The 18,688-nt window shown below is 24.9% G+C and carries 19 protein-coding genes, 1 tRNA gene and 1 riboswitch; of the genes, 17 read left to right on the top strand and 3 right to left on the bottom strand.

The window, feature by feature from the left end; all coding sequences use genetic code 4:
- Nucleotides 1-2 precede the first annotated feature (2 nt).
- The gene (gene gpmI, locus SGLAD_RS01055) at nt 3-1,592 is read left to right on the top strand and encodes a 2,3-bisphosphoglycerate-independent phosphoglycerate mutase (RefSeq protein WP_134297190.1); all 1,590 of its coding nucleotides are present in this window, start codon (nt 3-5) and stop codon (nt 1,590-1,592) included.
- 109 nt (nt 1,593-1,701) lie between these two features.
- Nucleotides 1,702-1,765, top strand: a riboswitch (nucleoside riboswitch).
- A 234-nt stretch (nt 1,766-1,999) separates the two neighbouring features.
- Here the strand turns inward: gpmI and SGLAD_RS01060 are convergent.
- Nucleotides 2,000-2,983: an NAD(P)/FAD-dependent oxidoreductase gene (locus SGLAD_RS01060; RefSeq protein ID WP_134297191.1), complete on the bottom strand. Its 984-nt coding sequence runs from the start codon at nt 2,981-2,983 to the stop codon at nt 2,000-2,002.
- A gap of 50 nt (nt 2,984-3,033) precedes the next feature.
- On the opposite strand from SGLAD_RS01060, the gene tsaE reads away from it, so the two are divergent.
- The 5 genes from tsaE (at nt 3,034) to proS (ending at nt 6,283) form a co-directional block, all read left to right on the top strand.
- Nucleotides 3,034-3,456: a tRNA (adenosine(37)-N6)-threonylcarbamoyltransferase complex ATPase subunit type 1 TsaE gene (gene tsaE / locus SGLAD_RS01065; protein ID WP_243831619.1), complete on the top strand. Its 423-nt coding sequence runs from the start codon at nt 3,034-3,036 to the stop codon at nt 3,454-3,456.
- Complete coding sequence (gene tsaB, locus SGLAD_RS01070; protein WP_134297192.1) at nt 3,457-4,023, top strand: tRNA (adenosine(37)-N6)-threonylcarbamoyltransferase complex dimerization subunit type 1 TsaB; 567 nt, start codon at nt 3,457-3,459, stop codon at nt 4,021-4,023.
- Between the two features lie 47 nt (nt 4,024-4,070).
- Nucleotides 4,071-4,161 (top strand) — tRNA-Ser (locus SGLAD_RS01075).
- Between the two features lie 108 nt (nt 4,162-4,269).
- Nucleotides 4,270-4,857 (top strand): hypothetical protein, encoded by a 588-nt coding sequence (locus SGLAD_RS01080; RefSeq protein WP_134297193.1) that lies wholly within the window; start codon nt 4,270-4,272, stop codon nt 4,855-4,857.
- 1 nt (nt 4,858) lies between these two features.
- Nucleotides 4,859-6,283, top strand: coding sequence for a proline--tRNA ligase (gene proS, locus SGLAD_RS01085; protein ID WP_134297194.1), 1,425 nt, complete (start codon nt 4,859-4,861; stop codon nt 6,281-6,283).
- Here the strand turns inward: proS and SGLAD_RS01090 are convergent.
- On the bottom strand, nt 6,280-7,377 hold the full coding sequence (locus tag SGLAD_RS01090) for a Fic family protein (protein ID WP_134297195.1): 1,098 nt from the start codon (nt 7,375-7,377) through the stop codon (nt 6,280-6,282). The genes proS and SGLAD_RS01090 overlap by 4 nt on opposite strands.
- 180 nt (nt 7,378-7,557) lie before the next feature.
- On the opposite strand from SGLAD_RS01090, the gene SGLAD_RS01095 reads away from it, so the two are divergent.
- The 3 genes from SGLAD_RS01095 (at nt 7,558) to SGLAD_RS01105 (ending at nt 9,869) form a co-directional block, all read left to right on the top strand.
- Complete coding sequence (locus tag SGLAD_RS01095; RefSeq protein ID WP_134297196.1) at nt 7,558-8,091, top strand: DUF402 domain-containing protein; 534 nt, start codon at nt 7,558-7,560, stop codon at nt 8,089-8,091.
- A 985-nt stretch (nt 8,092-9,076) separates the two neighbouring features.
- Entirely contained in the window at nt 9,077-9,544 is a 468-nt protein-coding gene (locus tag SGLAD_RS01100) for a hypothetical protein (protein ID WP_134297197.1), read from the top strand.
- Between the two features lie 13 nt (nt 9,545-9,557).
- Nucleotides 9,558-9,869, top strand: coding sequence for a hypothetical protein (locus SGLAD_RS01105; RefSeq protein WP_134297198.1), 312 nt, complete (start codon nt 9,558-9,560; stop codon nt 9,867-9,869).
- 193 nt (nt 9,870-10,062) lie between these two features.
- Here SGLAD_RS01105 and SGLAD_RS01110 read toward each other — a convergent pair whose 3' ends face one another.
- Nucleotides 10,063-10,917 (bottom strand): ROK family protein, encoded by an 855-nt coding sequence (locus tag SGLAD_RS01110; RefSeq protein ID WP_134297199.1) that lies wholly within the window; start codon nt 10,915-10,917, stop codon nt 10,063-10,065.
- A 122-nt stretch (nt 10,918-11,039) separates the two neighbouring features.
- On the opposite strand from SGLAD_RS01110, the gene lepA reads away from it, so the two are divergent.
- From lepA to SGLAD_RS01150, 8 genes are all read left to right on the top strand, one after another.
- The gene (gene lepA / locus SGLAD_RS01115) at nt 11,040-12,842 is read left to right on the top strand and encodes a translation elongation factor 4 (RefSeq protein WP_134297200.1); all 1,803 of its coding nucleotides are present in this window, start codon (nt 11,040-11,042) and stop codon (nt 12,840-12,842) included.
- Nucleotides 12,843-12,940: 98 nt separating this feature from the next.
- Complete coding sequence (locus tag SGLAD_RS01120; RefSeq protein WP_134297201.1) at nt 12,941-13,843, top strand: hypothetical protein; 903 nt, start codon at nt 12,941-12,943, stop codon at nt 13,841-13,843.
- A 137-nt stretch (nt 13,844-13,980) separates the two neighbouring features.
- Entirely contained in the window at nt 13,981-15,009 is a 1,029-nt protein-coding gene (locus SGLAD_RS01125; RefSeq protein ID WP_134297202.1) for a hypothetical protein, read from the top strand.
- A gap of 12 nt (nt 15,010-15,021) precedes the next feature.
- Nucleotides 15,022-15,690 carry a M48 family metallopeptidase gene (locus SGLAD_RS01130; protein ID WP_134297203.1) on the top strand — a complete coding sequence of 223 codons (669 nt, stop codon included), beginning with the start codon at nt 15,022-15,024 and terminating at the stop codon, nt 15,688-15,690.
- Nucleotides 15,691-15,730: 40 nt separating this feature from the next.
- Complete coding sequence (locus tag SGLAD_RS05355; protein WP_208338088.1) at nt 15,731-16,705, top strand: DnaJ domain-containing protein; 975 nt, start codon at nt 15,731-15,733, stop codon at nt 16,703-16,705.
- 13 nt (nt 16,706-16,718) lie between these two features.
- Nucleotides 16,719-17,414 carry a hypothetical protein gene (locus SGLAD_RS01140; protein ID WP_134297204.1) on the top strand — a complete coding sequence of 232 codons (696 nt, stop codon included), beginning with the start codon at nt 16,719-16,721 and terminating at the stop codon, nt 17,412-17,414.
- A 3-nt stretch (nt 17,415-17,417) separates the two neighbouring features.
- The gene (locus tag SGLAD_RS01145; RefSeq protein ID WP_134297205.1) at nt 17,418-18,230 is read left to right on the top strand and encodes a hypothetical protein; all 813 of its coding nucleotides are present in this window, start codon (nt 17,418-17,420) and stop codon (nt 18,228-18,230) included.
- Between the two features lie 2 nt (nt 18,231-18,232).
- Complete coding sequence (locus SGLAD_RS01150; RefSeq protein WP_134297206.1) at nt 18,233-18,688, top strand: hypothetical protein; 456 nt, start codon at nt 18,233-18,235, stop codon at nt 18,686-18,688.

Consider the following 18,688-nt stretch of genomic DNA (forward strand, 5'->3'; position numbering starts at 1 on the left):
ATATGAAAGCAAAAAAACCAGTAATTTTAGCTATACTTGATGGATGAGGATTAGCTAGTCCAAGTAAAGGTAATGCTGTTGTTGAAGCAAACATGGAGTTTGTTGAACAACTTAAAAAAGATTATCCGTGAGTTGAAGCTCATGCCAGTGGAGAGTGAGTTGGTTTGCCAGAAGGTCAAATGGGAAATTCTGAAGTAGGTCATATTCATCTTGGAGCTGGAAGAATTAAATATGAATCATTATCATTAATTAATAAAGCTATTAAAGATAATAATTTTGAAAGTAATCCAGCAATAAATGATGCTATTGAAAATTGTAAAAAAAACAATAGTGCATTTCACATAATGGGATTATTTTCTGATGGAGGAGTTCACTCTCATATGTTACATATGTTTGCAACTTTTGAAACTGCTGCAAAAGCCGGTCTAAAAGAAATATATGTTCATTTATTTACAGATGGTAGAGACACAAAACCAACAGTTGCTATTAATTATTTAAAAAGTTTAGAAGAATTATTTGCTAAATATAAATTAGGTCAAGTTGGTTCTATTTCTGGACGTTTTTACTCAATGGATAGAGATAAAAGAATGGAAAGAGTTGCGGAAGGATATAAATCTTTAGTTGATAGAATTGATGTAAATAAATTTACTAATCCAAAAGATTATATTGAATCTCAATATAACGAAGGAAAAGATGATGAAGGAATTTTACCTGCATTTAATGAATCTGCACCGAATGGATATATAAAAGAAAATGACTCAGTTATTTTTGCTAACTTTAGACCAGATAGAGCAATTCAAATGGCAAGTACCTTTACCAATCGCGATTATATGGCTTGAAGCTCTCCAGAGTTTAGTAAATTAACTTTTTTAGGAGACAAAATTTTCTTTGTTTCTATGATGGAATATTCTGCAAGTGTTAATTCAAAACATATTGCTTTTAAACCAATTGAAGTTATTAACGGTTTAGGGGAATGATTAAGTGATAAAGGTTATAAACAATTAAGAATTGCAGAAACTGAAAAAATTGCTCATGTTAGTTTCTTTTTTGATGGAGGAAAAGACTATTTTAAAAATGGTTTAGCAACTCCAGAAGAAATTAAATTAGAAGGTGCCGCAATTAACTTAATTCCTTCAACAAAAGAAGTTCCTACTTATGATTTAAAACCAGAAATGTCAGCTGTAGAAATTACAGATCAATTAGTTAAACAAATAGAGTCTAATGAATATGATTTAATTGTTTTAAACTATGCAAACTGTGACATGGTCGGACATACTGGTGTGTTAGATGCAGCTATTAAAGGTGTAAAAATTTTAGATGAACAATTAAAAAGAGTTTATGAAGCAACCCAAAAAACGGGTGCTGTGATGATAATAACTGCAGACCATGGTAATGCAGAAGTTATGATCGATGCTGAAGGTGGGCCTAATAAAAAGCACACTAGTCAACCTGTGCCGATAATAATTACTGACAAATCATTAAAATTAAGACAAAAAGACGCAGCAATTGCTGATGTTGCTCCAACAATTCTTGAAATTATTGGTGAAGAAGTACCTAATGAAATGACTCAACCATCATTAATCGAAAAATAAAATTTAATATTTATTAATTAACTTATTTTTTAAAAAATAAGTTTTTTTAATCTAATGTTTTTTTTCTTAATTATAATTGTAAAATAATTATGTAAATTAATTTAAGATTATTTATATAAGCCTGCATAATGGGTAGGCGTTTCTACAACAGGACCGATCTTGTTTCTATAAATAAACTAAATAATCTAACTTTTATTTACACTATTTTAAAAAATAAACAAAGTTTATTAAATAAAAAAATAATAGTATCAAATAAGACAATCCATCCCAAATCATTGTCTGCGACTTTTCTTATCCTATATCCAAAATTTAATGCATTATATCCTCTACGTTTTAAAAATAAGCTTTGTATAAATATAAAAAACCTTAATAACTTATAGTTATTAAGGTTTTTTTAAAAAAAATTGTTACCAACCTCTACCAATTACTTTTCTTGAATTAATTTCTTTATCTATTTTTAAAATAGCTTTCATTGCTTCATAAAAAGAAGAAACTAAATTTTTGATTTTACCTTCATAATAACAACAATCACCAGCCGCAAATATTCCTTTTATTGAAGTGTTCATATCAACTCCAACACTTATTCAATTATCTTTTGTTTCGAAATTTATTAAAGAATTTTTTTTAACATCTCAATCCATTCCATAATTTACAACAGCAAAATCAAGATCAAGTTCTACTAATTCATTATTTTCAGCATTTTTTAGAGATATTTTTTCTACAATATTATTATCACTTTTTATAATTTTTTCAAAAATATATGGAGTCAATATCTTAGCTCCTTTTTTTAAAGCAGATTCTACCCCAGCAACAGAACCTCTAAATTCTTCTCTTCTATGTACTAAAGTAGTAGTTTTGGCAATTTTTACAATTATGTTTGTAAAATCAATAGCAGAATCTCCACCCCCAAATACAACAACGTTTTTATCTTTAAAAATGTCTGTGTTTTGAACAGAATATAAAATATTATCGTAGGGTTCTTTAACAATTTTTTTATATTTATAAAATCCTAATCCAATTGTAAATAATATTCTTTTAAAGTCTTGGGTAGTTCCATCTGAAAAATCCACTCTAAATCATTTTTGATCGATATCATCTTCTCCTGTAGAGTCAATTGGTGTTATTTTTACAACTGTTGTAAAAAATTTTTCTTCAAATTTTTCATCATTTTTTTCAATTAAATCATACATATCTTTTATAACTTCAAAAGAAGGTTTTGATTTAATCCCTGGTAAATTATTTAAAGGTTTTGTTGGATAAAGTCTTGTGATTTGTCCTCCAAATTGTTTTTCATTTTCTACTATTGTACCTGTTAAGTTACAATTTCTTGCAATTTTTCATGCATATAATCCAGCAGCACCAGCTCCAATTATAAGAACATCTTTTATCATTTTATTGCTACTCCTATCTAAAAAATTATATCATAATAAAGAAAATAGAAATGAGAGATAAGATTATGATAATAAACTCAATTGATGAAATTGATCAAATCATTAATAATGTTTTACCATATTGTAATAAAAATACAGCAATTCTTCTAGATGGTGATTTAGGTGCTGGTAAAACTACATTTACAAAATATCTATTAAAAAAATTAGGTGTAAAGCAAATAGTTAATTCACCAACTTTTGTTATTATGAATCAATATCAGTGTAAAGATTTAACAATAAATCACGTTGATGCATATAGATTAAATAAAAACGAAGAAGTAGAAATGTATTTAGAACAATTTTTTGATGCTTTAAATATAATTGAATGAAGTAATAATTTGGATATAAATTATGAACAACACTTTAAAATTATAAAAATTTCTATTAAAATAATTAAAGAAGATATTAGAGAATTTAAGGTTGAGGTAGTTTAAATGAACTTATTTATTGATACAAGCAATAACACTTTAGTTTTAATTTTAGAAAAAGATAATATAGTTATTGATAACTTAATTTTAACTAATCAAACTAAAATTAGTGATATTGCCTTAGAAAATATCAGTCATTTATTAAAAAAACACAATCTTTCATTAAATAAAATTGATAAATTTTATATTACAAAAGGTCCTGGAAGTTATACAGGAGTAAGAGTAGCAATTACAATAGTTAAAACCTTAAAAACTGTAAATGATAAATTTAGAGTATATACAATTAGTAGTCTTGCTTATCAAGCTGGTAAATTAGATTGTGTTAGCTTGTTGGATGCAAAAGGGGATAAATACTATGTTGGGGTATATAGCAACAAAAAAACTTTAGTAGTTGATCAAATTTTGCCAAAAGATTATTTAGGTGATTTTTGTAAAGCTTTTAAAAATTTTACTATTATTAAAGATTATCACGAACTTGATTTTGTACAAAACTATTTAGATTTAAAAGATAATTTTGAACTTATTGAAAATGTGGATAATATTGAACCACTTTACATTAAAAATTTTATTTAATATTTTATATAATTTATAGATTGTTTTTTGTTATAATTCTTTTGTATGGATTGATACTCAAGTTGGTGAAGAGGGCACCCTGCTAAGGTGTTAGGTCGGGTAACCGGCGCGAGAGTTCGAGTCTCTCTCAATCCGCCATTAAGAAAACAAATTGGAGTTTAACTCCATTTTTTTATACAAAATTATCATTAAAAATAATAAGGTTTTTTTTGATAAAATAATACTAATCTTAACAAGGAGACAAATATGGCAAAAACTAAAAAAGACATTGACTTAAAAGAAGAACAACCAAAAAAAGGTTTATTTAAAAAAATGTTTAGTGGTAAAACTGAACAAAAAAAAGTGTTTCAAATCATGAAAACTAAAAAAAATTTAAATCTTTATTTTTATACTGATGTCAATAATATATTGTTAATTTTAGAAAACGGTATACGTTTATTAAAAGATCAAAAACTAAACAAAACAGAAGAATACATAGTTTGAACTTATTTAGAAAATAATAATTCAATTGGTTTAGAATTTGATTCTTCAACAAGAGCACATTTTTGAAAATGAGCATCAGAAGCTAAAGTTGATGTTGAAAAAATTTCTGTTATCGGTATTAATGCAGAAAAACTAGCAAGGCATTGTAAAAAAGATTGGGGACTTGATACTGTAGGTAACTTGGTATATATTTATGAAACTATTCCAGTAGAAGCAATCGACTTTATAATGATAAAAGACAAAGCAAATTTAAAAAGAATAGAGACTTTTGTAGAAGCAAATGATATTGATATCGATGTATTTTATGGAGAAACAGGTAATATAAAACAAAAAGAAAAAGAGGAAAAATAAAATGGCTCAAAAACTTGAAAAAATCACTCAAAGAGATGAAGATTTTTCAAAATGATATACAGATGTAGTGAAGAATGCAGGTCTTGCAGATTATGGACCGGTTAAAGGAACAATGATTTTTAAACCTTATGGTTATGCAATTTGAGAAAATATTATGAAAATTGCAGACAAAATGTTTAAAGAAGTTAATGTAGAGAATGTTTATTTCCCGCTATTAATTCCAGCAAGTCTTTTTAATAAAGAAAAAGAACATATCGAAGGTTTTGCTCCTGAATTAGCAACTGTTACTAAGGTTGGAGATAAATCTTTAGGCGAAGAATTATATATTAGACCAACTAGTGAAGTTTTAATTTGTACGCATTTTGCAAAAGAAGTTAAATCATATCGTGATTTACCTTTAATCTATAATCAATGAACAAATGTGATGAGATGAGAAAAAACAACAAGACCCTTTTTAAGAACCAGTGAATTTTTATGGCAAGAAGGGCACACTATTCATTCAACGCCAAAAGAAGCAAAAGAAATGACATTAACAATTTTTGAAATATATAAAAAATTAGCAAACGATTTTTTGTTATTGCCAGTTATTAGTGGAAGAAAAACTGAAAAAGAAAAGTTCGCTGGAGCAAAAGAAACCTATTCAATTGAAGCTTTAATGTATGATGGACAAGCTCTACAATCAGGAACAAGTCATTATTTTGGAGACAACTTTGCTAAAGCCTTTAATATTAAATTTCAAAATAAAGAGCAAAAAGAAGAATATGCATATTCAACAAGTTGAGGAGTATCTACAAGATTAATTGGAGCTATAATTATGTCGCATTCAGATGATCAAGGTTTAGTTTTACCTTCAAAAATAGCACCAATTCAAATTCAAATTATTAATATTAATGAATCTGATGACGTTTTAGAAATATCAAATCAACTAAAAAATGATTTGAAAAATGATTTTAGAGTATTTGTAGATAATACAGACAAATCTTTTGGTTATAAAATAAGTGAAGCAGAAATAAAAGGTGTGCCAATAAGAATTGAAGTTGGTCCAAGAGATATTGCAAACGGAGTTGTAACAATCTCAAGGCGAGACATCAGAAATAAAGAGCAAGTTAAAATAAATGAAGTAAAAGAATATGTTAATAAACAAATATTAGAACATGATAAGAATATATTTAATATAGCTTTAAATAATCTAAATAGTAGAACATTTAAGGCAAACACAATTGAAGAATATCAAGAAATTTTAGAAAATAAACAAGGATTGGTTTTAGTACCGTTTTGTGGCGATATTGATTGTGAAAATGATATAAAAGAAAAAACTCAAACTAATTCTAGATGTATTCCAGATAATGTTGAGCATAAAAAATCTAAATGTTTTAATTGTAAACGTGATTCTGATAAATTAGTATATTTTGCAAGAGCTTATTAGTTAAGGTCAACAATAATACTAACAATTTCACTAAACTCATAGTGCCTGCTTCCTGGCACTTTTTTTATTTTGCATTGTTTTATTAAATCGTTAAAAATGTATACAAAAGTAGCATCATCAACATTTTTAAAAAAAGGTTTGCATTTAAAATAAACTTTAGAAAATGTAAAAATTGGATACTTTGAAATATATTCAAAAATTATTTTTTTTATTTCACGATGAGTTGGTAACTGTTCTTGGATTATTTCACTTCTTATTCTTAAAATTACATTCATTGTATTTTTAAAAACTTTAATGTTTGATTCAAGTTGATAAATTAATAAATCTAAAAAAAAGTTTATTCATTTTTGATAATCAAAGTTATTATCTAACTTTGATAATTCTTGATAGTATAAAAATTGTTCTTTTAAAATTGCTTTTGAAATATAAAAATATGGTTTTGTAGTAATTTGATACTTATTTAAAATCAAATTAAATAATATTCTTCCTGTTCTACCATTTCCGTCAGTAAATGGGTGTACTTTTTCAAAATAGGCATGAGCAATAGCGCCTCTTATAAAAGCTTCGTTTGTATTATCACAATCTAAAAAAGGTGTTGAATCGTTAAGTCAGCTTATAAATTCTTGCATATATTCTTCAACTAATGCTGGTATTGGTGGGTAGTATTTTGCGATTTGAACTTGTTTAATCCTAAAAGTCCCTGGATTTGCATTAATTGCATGAACTGACATCATATTTTCAAATAAATCTCTATGAATATTTAAAAGTAAGTTTTTATCAAAAACTTTATTTTCTTTTAAATATATATCAGCTTTTTTTAAAGCATTAACATAGTTAGAGATTTTTTTGCTTGTTGGAGTATCTTGAGCTAATAACTCTAAGTCGTTAGTATCTATCCCTTCGATTAAGTGAGAGTGTTTTGCTTCATATTTTAATAATTGAATTGATAAAAATTGTGTATCAAAAGGTGCATTATTTAGATAATCATTATACTCAATAAATAATTCCATTATTTGTTTAATTTTTTTTTCAAACTCTTTTGGTCTAAAAGTAACTTCATAAATTGAGTATAAAGATTTTTTAATTTCTGACATTAAATAATCCTTTCATTTTCAATATTATAACAAAAAGCAATTAAAATAGTTAATAATAAGTTTTTAGAAACTTGATAACATTTTTTAAAACCCCTAATTAAGAGATATAATATTTTTGTATACGGATATCAATTAAAAATTAAAAAAAACATTAAATGAAATAGTTTAGGAGGTTGTGACATGGAAAATGTAAAACCTGGAGATAAACTTCTTATTCATGCATATAAACATAATGGTAATTTATATCGTTCATGAGATAGTGGTGTTGTTCTAGAATCTAATTCAGAAGGATTAGTTGTTATTAATAAAGATGTATTAATTACTGAAATCAGTGGTAGAAAATGAAAAACAAACGAACCAGCTATTTGATTCTTTTTTAAAGAAAGTTGATATAATATTATATGTATGTTTAAAGAAACAGGAATAAATTATTATTGTAATTTATCATCACCGTATATAGTTGAGTCAAATACTATAAAATACATCGACTATGATTTAGATATTAAAGTTTTTAATGATGGAAGTTTCAAAATACTAGACTTAAAAGAGTTTAATCGAAATCGAATTAACTTTAACTATTCTAGAACAATTGTAGAAACTGTGTGAGAACATATTGATAAATTAAAAGAAATAATAAAAGAAAAAAAAGGTTTATTTGATCATCGGTATGTTGAACAAATATGAAATAATTTTATAAAAAATAACTTTAGTTAAAATTGAAAAAATTTTAAATCACTTATAGAGTGATTTTTTTATTTGTTAAATATATAATAAGAATAGGAGAAAAAATATGAAATAGTTACAAAAAGTAAAAGTAGTAGTTAAATATATAATGATATTTATATTTTTATGTATCGTTTTTAATATGATAAATATTCAAAAAATGTATAATTCTGTTTTATATAAAGTATTTAACATTAGTTTAATACTTTAATTTTTTCTATAACTATAGTTCTAATATCTCAATTTTCTAAGTTTTATGATAATTATAATAAAACAAGATTTAACAACTCAATAAAATTATATATATTGTCAAATGAAGTTATTGAGTTAATTAAATTATTAATTATTTTATTTCCAATTGAAGCTTATAAAAAATTTAACATTTGTAAAATTCTCAGTGAGTGAAAATAAATACTTAATTACACTTACATTCTTTTCTTTATTTTCGATAATAATGATATTAATTAGTTATACACTATTTATTTGCTATACAATTCAAACTAGAAAAAACGCTCTAAATATTATTTTTGAAATTGAATACTTACTAATATTTAAAAGTATGAATTTAGATATTTTATTAAATTATTTTTTAACTAATTCCAACCAAATAATTAATATAAACTTTAAAAATTTAATAAATTATTTTATTTTAAAAGAAAAAAGCAAAAAAGATTTAATAATTAATTATAAATTTTCTTTATTGTTAAACACCAAAAAGAAGGCGACAACTCTCCAATTTATTTTTAAATAAAATTTAATATTAAAATTAAAAAGGAGAATAAAATATGAAAAATTAATTAGCTTATTTGCTGCTTTTGGGCTTACTTCTTTATCTATAAATACAGTTATTACATGTCCAAAAAATAATGCAAATTCTATCAAAGATTTAGCAAGTATAAATAATAGCGATTTAATAATTTCACCCCAAGACAACAATCAAGAAGTTGTTAATAAATTTGCAATAAACAAAATAAATTTGATATTTGAGATAAATATAACTAATGATGATGTTGAATTTAGCAACTTTAAAGAGTCTTCAAAAACTACCGAAGGTTCTATTAAAGGTAGTGCTACTACTAATAATAAAATAATTAAAAATAGTGCAACTTTTAAAATTGCTATAATAAAAGATGATATAAGTTTAATTAAAAATAAAGAATTAGGCGAAATAATTGGAAATGAAGATCTTAAAACAAGTGTAGGAAATGAAGAAACACTAGAAGCTATTAATTTAAAAAACCCTGATTTAAATTTAACTTCTGATGATGTGGATTTCTTAACTTTTAATAATAGTAAAGCAAATTTAAAAGCAAGTTCTCAATCAAATAGATTTAGAGGAACTTTAGAAGTTAAATATAGTTATACAACAAAATTTAACATAAGTATTTTTGAAGATGCTTTAAATAAGAGGGGGGTTAGCTGCAATTTTTGCGCCAAAATTTAATATTGGATATTTAATGACACCAAGTTTTTCTGATAATGATGTAAAAAATTCTATAAAAAATTATGCAGAACCTCTTTTAAGTATAATGGGTGTGCAAATGAATTGAAACCAAGTTGAACAAGCGACAAAATTAAGTGTTAACAGTAATGAAAATAATTATTTATTTAAACTTGAAGCAAATCCAGAACAAGCAAAACTAGTTGATAAACTTTATTTATATGAATCTGCAAATGTAAAGTTAAAACAACAAAAACAAATACCTAGTGAGTGAAATAAAAAAGATTTAGGAGACATTAGTATTTCTTCAAATAAAAAAAAGAAATAATTGATAATTTTTTTAAGATAAGCTCTGTAACTGATGAAAAAATTGTAAATCAATTTAAATTAAAATGTTCTACAGACAACAGTGTTGTTATTATTCCTGAAAATAATTCAGATTGTATAACAACAGAAATATAGTAAACTTTAATCTTTTAAAACAATAATTAAAAAATACCATTATAAATGGTATTTTTTAATTATTGAAAAACACAGCCTAAAAGTGTTGCATTAGTTGAATCTTTTGCAAATTCACAAGGTGTTGCATAAGCAATATCTTTTGTAACTACTTCTAATCTTTTAAAAATTCTTTTGAAAAATTCTTGATTGTTTAAAGCTACACTTCCTCCTACAACAAGAACTTCTGGATTTAAAAAATAAATCCCTGTAGCAAAAAACTGAACAAATTTATCCTCTAATTCTTTGAAATAATCATTTACAATAGGATTGTTTTTATTATTAAAAATTTCAAATGCTTCCGTAGCGTTTTTTACTTCAACCCCACGTTTTTTTAATTGTCTTGGTATGTTTGAACCACTTCCAAAAAACTCAATACCAGATTTTATTTCGTCTCCTTGAGATAAATCAGGAATAGCATTTGCAACTTCACAAGCATTAGTTGTAAACCCATTTAAAATTTTATTATCATTTACATAACCAGCACCAATTCCAGTTGAAACTGTTACAAATAAAACTGAAGTTTTTTTTAAGATAATCGCTTGACCTAAAGCGGCGATATTTGCATCATTGTTAAATAAGATTGGCACGTCAAAATCTTTTTTAAACATTTCTACAATATTTAAATTTGATCATCCTGGTAAATTGTGTGTTGTTAAGATCATTCCTTTTTTTAAATCTAATGGACCAGGCACGCATAATCCAATGCTTATTAATTCACTTTCTTGTTTAGCTTGATTAATATATTCTTTTATTTTTTCATAAGATTCTTTTGGTTCATTAATATTTGTATCAAATATCAACAAATCTTTAATTTCTTTACCATAAACTTTTGCAATTCTTATAGAAGTGCCACCAATATCTATTGCTATTTTCATTTATTCTCTCCTTCTTTAAATACACCTATATCTTAAATTATTTTTAAAGATATTTGAATAAAAAATAATTTGAAGTACAATCTATTTATGCTTAAATCTTATGTATCATTTGGAGGAAAATAATGGACAAATCAAAAATTAGAAATTTTAGTATAATTGCTCATATTGATCACGGAAAATCAACATTAGCAGATCGTATTTTAGAGTTAACAGGAAGTGTTGATAAAAGAGAAATGCAAGCTCAATTATTAGATTCTATGGATATTGAAAGAGAACGTGGAATTACTATTAAATTAAACTCTGTTCAATTAAAATATAAAGCCAAAGATGGTGAAGAATATGTGTTTCATTTAATTGACACTCCAGGACATGTTGATTTTACTTATGAAGTTTCAAGAAGCTTAGCAGCTTGTGAAGGTGCTTTGCTTGTAGTTGATGCAAGCCAAGGAATAGAAGCCCAAACTTTAGCAAATGTTTATTTAGCTTTAGACAATAATTTAGAAATAATCCCAGTAATAAATAAAGTTGACTTACCAGCAGCTGATCCTGAACGTGTAAAAGAAGAAATTGAAAATGTAATTGGAATTGATTGTTCAAATGCACCAATGATAAGTGCAAAAACTGGACTAAATGTAGAAGATGTTTTAGAAGCAATTGTTAAATTTGTACCTTATCCAATTGATGCAGATGATAATAAACCTTTAAAAGCACTAATTTTTGATTCGTATTATGATAAATATCGTGGAGTTATGGTTTCAATTAGAGTTGTAGAAGGTAGTGTAAAAGTTGGACAACAAATTCAAATGATGCAATCAAAAGCAACATATGAAGTTACAGAAATTGGTGTTAAAACTCCTTTTGAAGTAAAAAAAGATAAGTTAGAAGCAGGAGAAGTTGGGTGACTAAGTGCCTCAATTAAAACTGTTAGAGATGTCCAAGTTGGAGATACAATTACAACAAAAGAAAATGGCGCAACTGAACCACTAGATGGTTATAAAAAAATGAATCCAATGGTTTATTGTGGAATTTATCCTGTTGATACTGCAAAATACAAAGATTTAAAAGAAGCATTAGAAAAAATAAGTCTAAGTGACGCTAGTTTAGTATATGAGGCTGAAAGTTCTCAATCATTAGGTTTTGGATTTAGATGTGGATTTTTAGGTTTATTACATATGGATGTAATTCAAGAAAGACTAGAAAGAGAATATGATTTAACTTTAATCGCAACAGCTCCTTCTGTTATATATAAAGTAAATATGACAAATAATGAAATAATTGAAATTGATAATCCAGCATTTCTACCTGACCCTCAAAAAATAAATACTATTGAAGAACCTTATGTAAAAGTTTCGATAATGACACCAGATCGATATTTAGGTGATTTAATGGGTTTATGTCAAGATAAACGTGGTAATTATATTGATATTGATTATATTGATGATACAAGAAGAAATCTTGTTTATGAAATGCCTTTAAATGAGATAGTTTTTGATTTTTTTAATAAATTAAAATCAATTTCAAAAGGATATGCTTCTTTTGACTATGAATTAATTGGTTATAAACCATCAAAACTTGTTAAAATGGATATCATGTTAAATGGTGAAGTAGTTGATGCTTTATCAACAATAGTCCATAAAGATTTTGCTTATCATAGAGGAAAAGTTTTAACAGAAAAGTTAAAAGAAATAATACCTCGTCAAAACTTTGAAGTGCCAGTTCAAGCAGCAATTGGTTCAAAAATTATTGCTAGAGAAACAATTAAAGCTATGCGAAAAAACGTTTTAGCCAAGTGTTATGGTGGAGATATTTCACGTAAGAAGAAATTATTAGAAAAACAAAAAGAAGGTAAAAAACGTATGAAAGCAATTGGTTCTGTTGAAGTTCCACAAGAAGCTTTTATAGCAGTTTTAAAATTAGACGATTAAACACTTAAATGCCTACAACATTTAAGTGTTTTTTTAACTATTCTTGTTATTTTGGAGTTTAAAATATATAATATATGTACAAGTTGAGGAAAGTTAAAATGAAAAAAATAAGAATATGAAAATTCGTAATAAGTTTTATTATAATGATGACAACAATTTTGTTAGTTCCTTTTTTAACTATTACTTATACAAGTACAGGTTTTAAATTAGGATATCAAACTAGCCAAATTTCTAAGTTAACTATTACATTAATTGCCATTTCAACTATTTATTTTTTATTAAATACAATAGCAAATGCATTTGAAAGAAAAGCGGGAAAAATAATTGCAGTTATTGCAGCAATTATCGGATTTGGATTAATTACATTGTTATCAATTTATAGTTTTACAGCAATTGATACTTCTGGTTTAGCAAGACAAGAGGTAAAAATATTTTTATCAATTCCTTGTATTACCTTAATAGCAATTGATACAGGATTAAATATTTTTTATTCATCAGTTGATTTACAACAAACAACAACAGTTGTCCAACAAGTAGTTAGTGCTGAAATTAATAAAGACTTAGGACAACAACAAATGATGAACTTAAGTGGTGTAGAAATTCAAGACTCTACAGCTTTAAAAGCAAGAATTCAACAAATGCAAGGTGGTCTTAGCAAAAGTTATGATGAAGCAATTGAAGAAATTGAAAAAACTGGTGCTTTAAATGGAATTAATATTGGTTCAATTTTAAAAGATGATGATGAACCAGTTAAAATAACACCAATTACAGTTGAAGAAGTAAAACATAATTCTAAAAGCTTAAATGAGGAAAATAATAATAAAAAAATAAATGACCAAGAAGAATACAATCCATTTATAGATGATCCACTTGCAAAACTTTATGATAGTGATTATGAAAGTTTAAAATCAACATCATTATCAAGAAGTGAATCATCTGTTGCAGGAGGATTTAAATTTTTATCTAAAAAAGCACAAAGAGATGAAGAAAACTCTCATTAATTAAAAAAACATCAAATAAAATTTCTACATATCTTTATTGAGAAATTATATTTGATGTTTTTTTTATATTATGCAATTTAAATAACCAATATTTTAATCTATAAAATGTTAAAATCATAAAGTTAGGAGGATTCGTAATGGCTATTGTAAAAAAACAAAAAAAAGCAGAAGTTTTTGTTTCTAATAAAAATAATCCTAAAACTAAATTTTCAGATAAATTTAAAAATTTTAAACAGGATTTAAAAATAAAAACAAAAGAACAATTGAGTGCAGCTTCAATTGGTGGAAAAATCTTATATACATTAGTAATAATTTTAAGAATTTTAGTTATATTGTTTTGATTTATAGCGCCAATCCTTATTACATTAGCTTTCGTTTATGATCCTGGATTTAGAAGTTTAGTATGATACATTTGTGCAAAAATTAAAAATGTAGATACAGTTAATGGAATGCAAGTACCTTCAATGGATATAGCATTTGTAAATAAAGTAATAAATATTGCTGCTCCCATTATTTGTTTTGTTTCTTTTATAATTTTTTTACCAGCTGTTGTATGACCTTTTTATAGTAAAACCCAATGAAGAAAAAGAGTTTTTTATGCTACTAACTTGTTTTTTTGACCAATATTATTTTTAGTTGTTGATTATTCAATATATTTTTTAAAAAGCTCATTTCCAAAAGGGCCAGAAATTGATATTAATGGACCATATTATCCATTAAGAATCGCTTATGAAGTTTTAAACGCAAATTATACACCATTTAGCGGATGAAACATTGCTTATCAAGTTGTCTGATTTTTTCTAATTTTTTTAGCAGTTTTTGTTTCAGTAGAAGCATCTTTGATTAGAAAACTAAGATTAGACTATGAAGATTTATATAGTGAAACTAAAGACAGTAGATCACTTGTTAATCAAGTGTTTGAAGGTAGACTTGAATTTGGAGAAATTAAAGCAGAAAATTTAAATAAAGAAATTAAGCAACTTAGAGGTAATTTAACACTTGAAGAAAGACAAAGAAGATTAGATAGATTAGATAGATTAAAACAAGAAAAAGATAAGTTGAAACAAGAAAAATCTAAAAGGAAATCAAAAAATAAAAAAAGTACTAAAAAAATAGATAGTAAAGCAAAAAAAACTAATAAACCAAAAGATAAAAAAGATATGTAAGGATAATTTACAATGTTAAAAATAAAAAAATCATTAAGTTATAAATCTCAAATTATTGAGTATGATTTAACATTAAGAGATCAAAAATATATCAGATTAAAAGTAGTAGATAATAATTTGTCAGTTTCTGCACCTTTAAATATAGAGGACTGAGAAATTGAAAACTTTATTTATAAAAATATAGCAAAAATTTTAAAAATAATTGAATTTAAGGAAAAAAACAAAAAAATTAAAATTGCAAACCCTGGGTTCATAAAAATATTTGATCAAAAAAAAGAAGCATTTTTTAGAGTAGAGCCAAACGAAAAACAAAGCAATACCTATAAACTTTATGATAATGTTGAATTAACTTTAAAGCATTTATATAAAAAATTATCAATTGAATATTATGATATATTTGAAAATAAAGTTAATTTATGAAAAGACAAAATGCAACTTGACTTCAAAAATCTAACTGTTAAAGAAATGAAAGGAAAATGAGGAGTTTGTTATCCTGAAAAATCAAAAATAGTTTTAAATATTAGACTAATTCATTATCCAGTTGAAGCTTTAGAATATGTTATAGTTCATGAATTAACTCACTTAGTTCATAAAAATCACTCTAAAAACTTTTGATATCATGTTCAAAAATACCTACCAAATTATAAAGAACATAGTAATTTGCTAAAAGTAGTATTTTAATTATTATAAAGTATAATAATTTTTATAAGGAGTTATATTTATGGGTTGAAAAAAAGAATTTAAAAAATTTCAAAAAGAATTCAATAAAAAAAACTCTTTTTATAATAATTCAATAGAAGAATCAAGTTTTATTGATTGAGTTAGAGCATCACAAGACGTTTATTATTGAACTGTTGAAAATCTATTAGTAATGATAGAAAATTTTAATAATAAGATAAAAGATAATCTAAAAAATATCATTTGACCCGACAAATATAGCGAAAATTATTTTTGAGATTTTACAAATTTTGGATTTAGCGAGGAGTTTAGTTCATATCCTTGTACAAGTTATTTTAAAAGCACTTATGAATATTTATTTAAAAAAATAGGTAGTTATGGGGCTACTTTGGTAATTAGTGCATGTACTAAATATTGTTACTATACTACAATTCGCTTTTGAAAAGTATTTAACTCTACTTTTTCGAATAAAAATATTAACGATAAAAATATTGCAAGAATTTTTGATGTTATGCAAAGAACTTCTTTAGATGCAATTGAAGGTATTATTGAAAAAGCAATTTTATTAACCGAGGGAATTGATATTGTTCCATATAAACACCATTTGTTAGTTGAAGAAATTATTGATATTGGAGATGATTTCACTTATCACTGAAGCAAAATGTTAGATCAAGTTGTAGATTTAACTCTTGAAGCTTATATGTTTCAAAAGGATATGAATCAAGAAAGCAGCTCGTTTTCTCAAGAGTTTTTTAAAAATCAACAAGAAAGTGATTTTGATGACTTTTTTGAAAAAACAAAAACAATGGTATTTAATGATGAAGTGAATGACGCTTTTAATTATTTTGGAATCTCAAAACTTGATTCACCTCAAGAGTTTAAAAAAATTTATCGCAAATTAGCTAAACAATTTCATCCAGATGTAAATCCAGATCCTTACGCAGCACAAGAAATGAAAAAAATTAATATGTTTAAAACAATTGTAGAACAGTATTATGAAAAATATGAAATAGTTTAGGAGAAATATTATTATGGATAAAAATATTTGACAAAATTTATTAAATTCTTCTAATGAACTGGTTAAAAATTTTGATAAAGAAAATTTAGTTAATATTGTAAAAGATTTTAGTGAAAGTTTAGTTGCTTTTAGTGAAATATACTCAAAAAATCGTGAAGAGTTTTACAAGTTTATTAACAAAAGATATAAAAAATTTTTAGTTCAAGCTATAAACATAATTTCTTCAGCTGATAGTGTTGCTGTAATTATGCAATTAAACGAAGGTGTAAATGATTATTTAATTTTATTAAATCTTTTTAGACAATTACTAGTAACATTAGATTCTTTAGCAAGTGAATATTGACTACAACTTATTAATAGTACAAAAACTAATGAACAAGACTTTGCTAAATTTATTATTGAAAAAGCAAACAGTTTAGGATTTGAAAAAACAACTAGTAATTTGAAAGATATTAAAAAAGGAGCAAACAAATATAAATTTATATTAGATAATTATTATGAAGAAATATTAAATAAAGAATTGTGAAAAGATTTAAAAGAATTAGAAAAAACTATTTTTGTAAAGCCAGATGGTGATTTTGAGTATTTTAAAAATCTATTAGCAGTTAAAGATGATTTAGCAGAAGATATGATAATAAATCTTTGAGCTGTTTTAGCAATTGCTATAAGTTACTTAGATTATTTGAATGAGCTTTTGAAAGGAAAATAAATTATGAAACATAAAGGGTGAGAATATTATAGTCACATACCAAGAGATATAATTTCTAATGAGGTTTATATGCTTCTTTCTCTTTTTGGTTCTGAAAATAAGTATTTAAAATTACTTGAAAAAAGATGATTCGAAAAAAAAGACACAACAGATTTTAGAGAGTATATGGAAATTGCTTTTGAACAAACTGAGGTTAGTGAAAAAAAAGAAGTAGATCGTGATAGTTTAAGTTGTTTACTTAGGTTGATGGCAATTTGCGATACTTTTTCAGATTATGAATACATTTACGATATGTCAAAAAAAATTTATGATGATCCTAAAATTCAAGATAAAGATTTAAGATTATATGATTATTCTTTTATAGAATTGGTGGTCACAATTTATGATGCTCTTGTCAATGAATTTAATGACTTAACTGTTATTGCAAAATACAAACCAATCACAAAAGAAATTATTGATGAGGTTGTTAAATTATCTAGTTTTATAAATGATTCAAAAAAAGTTATTCAAAAAACTTATTTAATAAATGACTTAATTAGCGATCTACTAGATTTACTAGAAGATGATAGTGAAAATAAGTATGAATTTGAACATTCTGAAGAAGTAATTTTATATAATTTTGCAATCTATTATTCAACAAAATTTTACTTTGCATTGTTGTTAAGAGAAAAAATCATTGCTGAAGAAGAAAAAATTACTAGAACTATTATCGAAGAAAACAAACCATTAATTGAAGAAGATGGGATGAGAATGTCAGAAACTGTTATGTTAAACGAAGAAGCAAAAGAAATATTTTATAAAACTTTAAAAAATTAATAATGGAAGCAATACATCAAAAATTTCCTTTTTGTTGTAAAAAGGATAGCATATTTTTTTCTACTTTATTAGAAAATTATATCGCCTTAAGAGACAAATACAGTGGAATTGACATATTAAATAATGATTATAACTTGTACAAAAATTTATCAAATTGCAATCTTGAAGTTCTATATAAAAAAGTTATTACTATTACATCAACTCTTGAAAATGTTATAGTTAAACAATTAGAAAAAAAACTTTGAGATATAGCAAGTTTACTTTTTATTTATTATATAAAATTAATGTTTCAAAAAATTTCAGAAGATTTTAATCATGAGCAATTTATTAAATTCATTAAAGATGAAAGTATTGAATCTCAAATTATTACAATGACAAATATAACTAATCAAGCTTGAATAATTATTAAAAAATTATTTGAAGATATTGAAACATATAATCAAACAGATTTAAATTAA

It is taken from the genome of Spiroplasma gladiatoris (assembly GCF_004379335.1).
GTDB classification, from domain to species: domain Bacteria; phylum Bacillota_I; class Bacilli_A; order Mycoplasmatales; family Mycoplasmataceae; genus Spiroplasma_A; species Spiroplasma_A gladiatoris.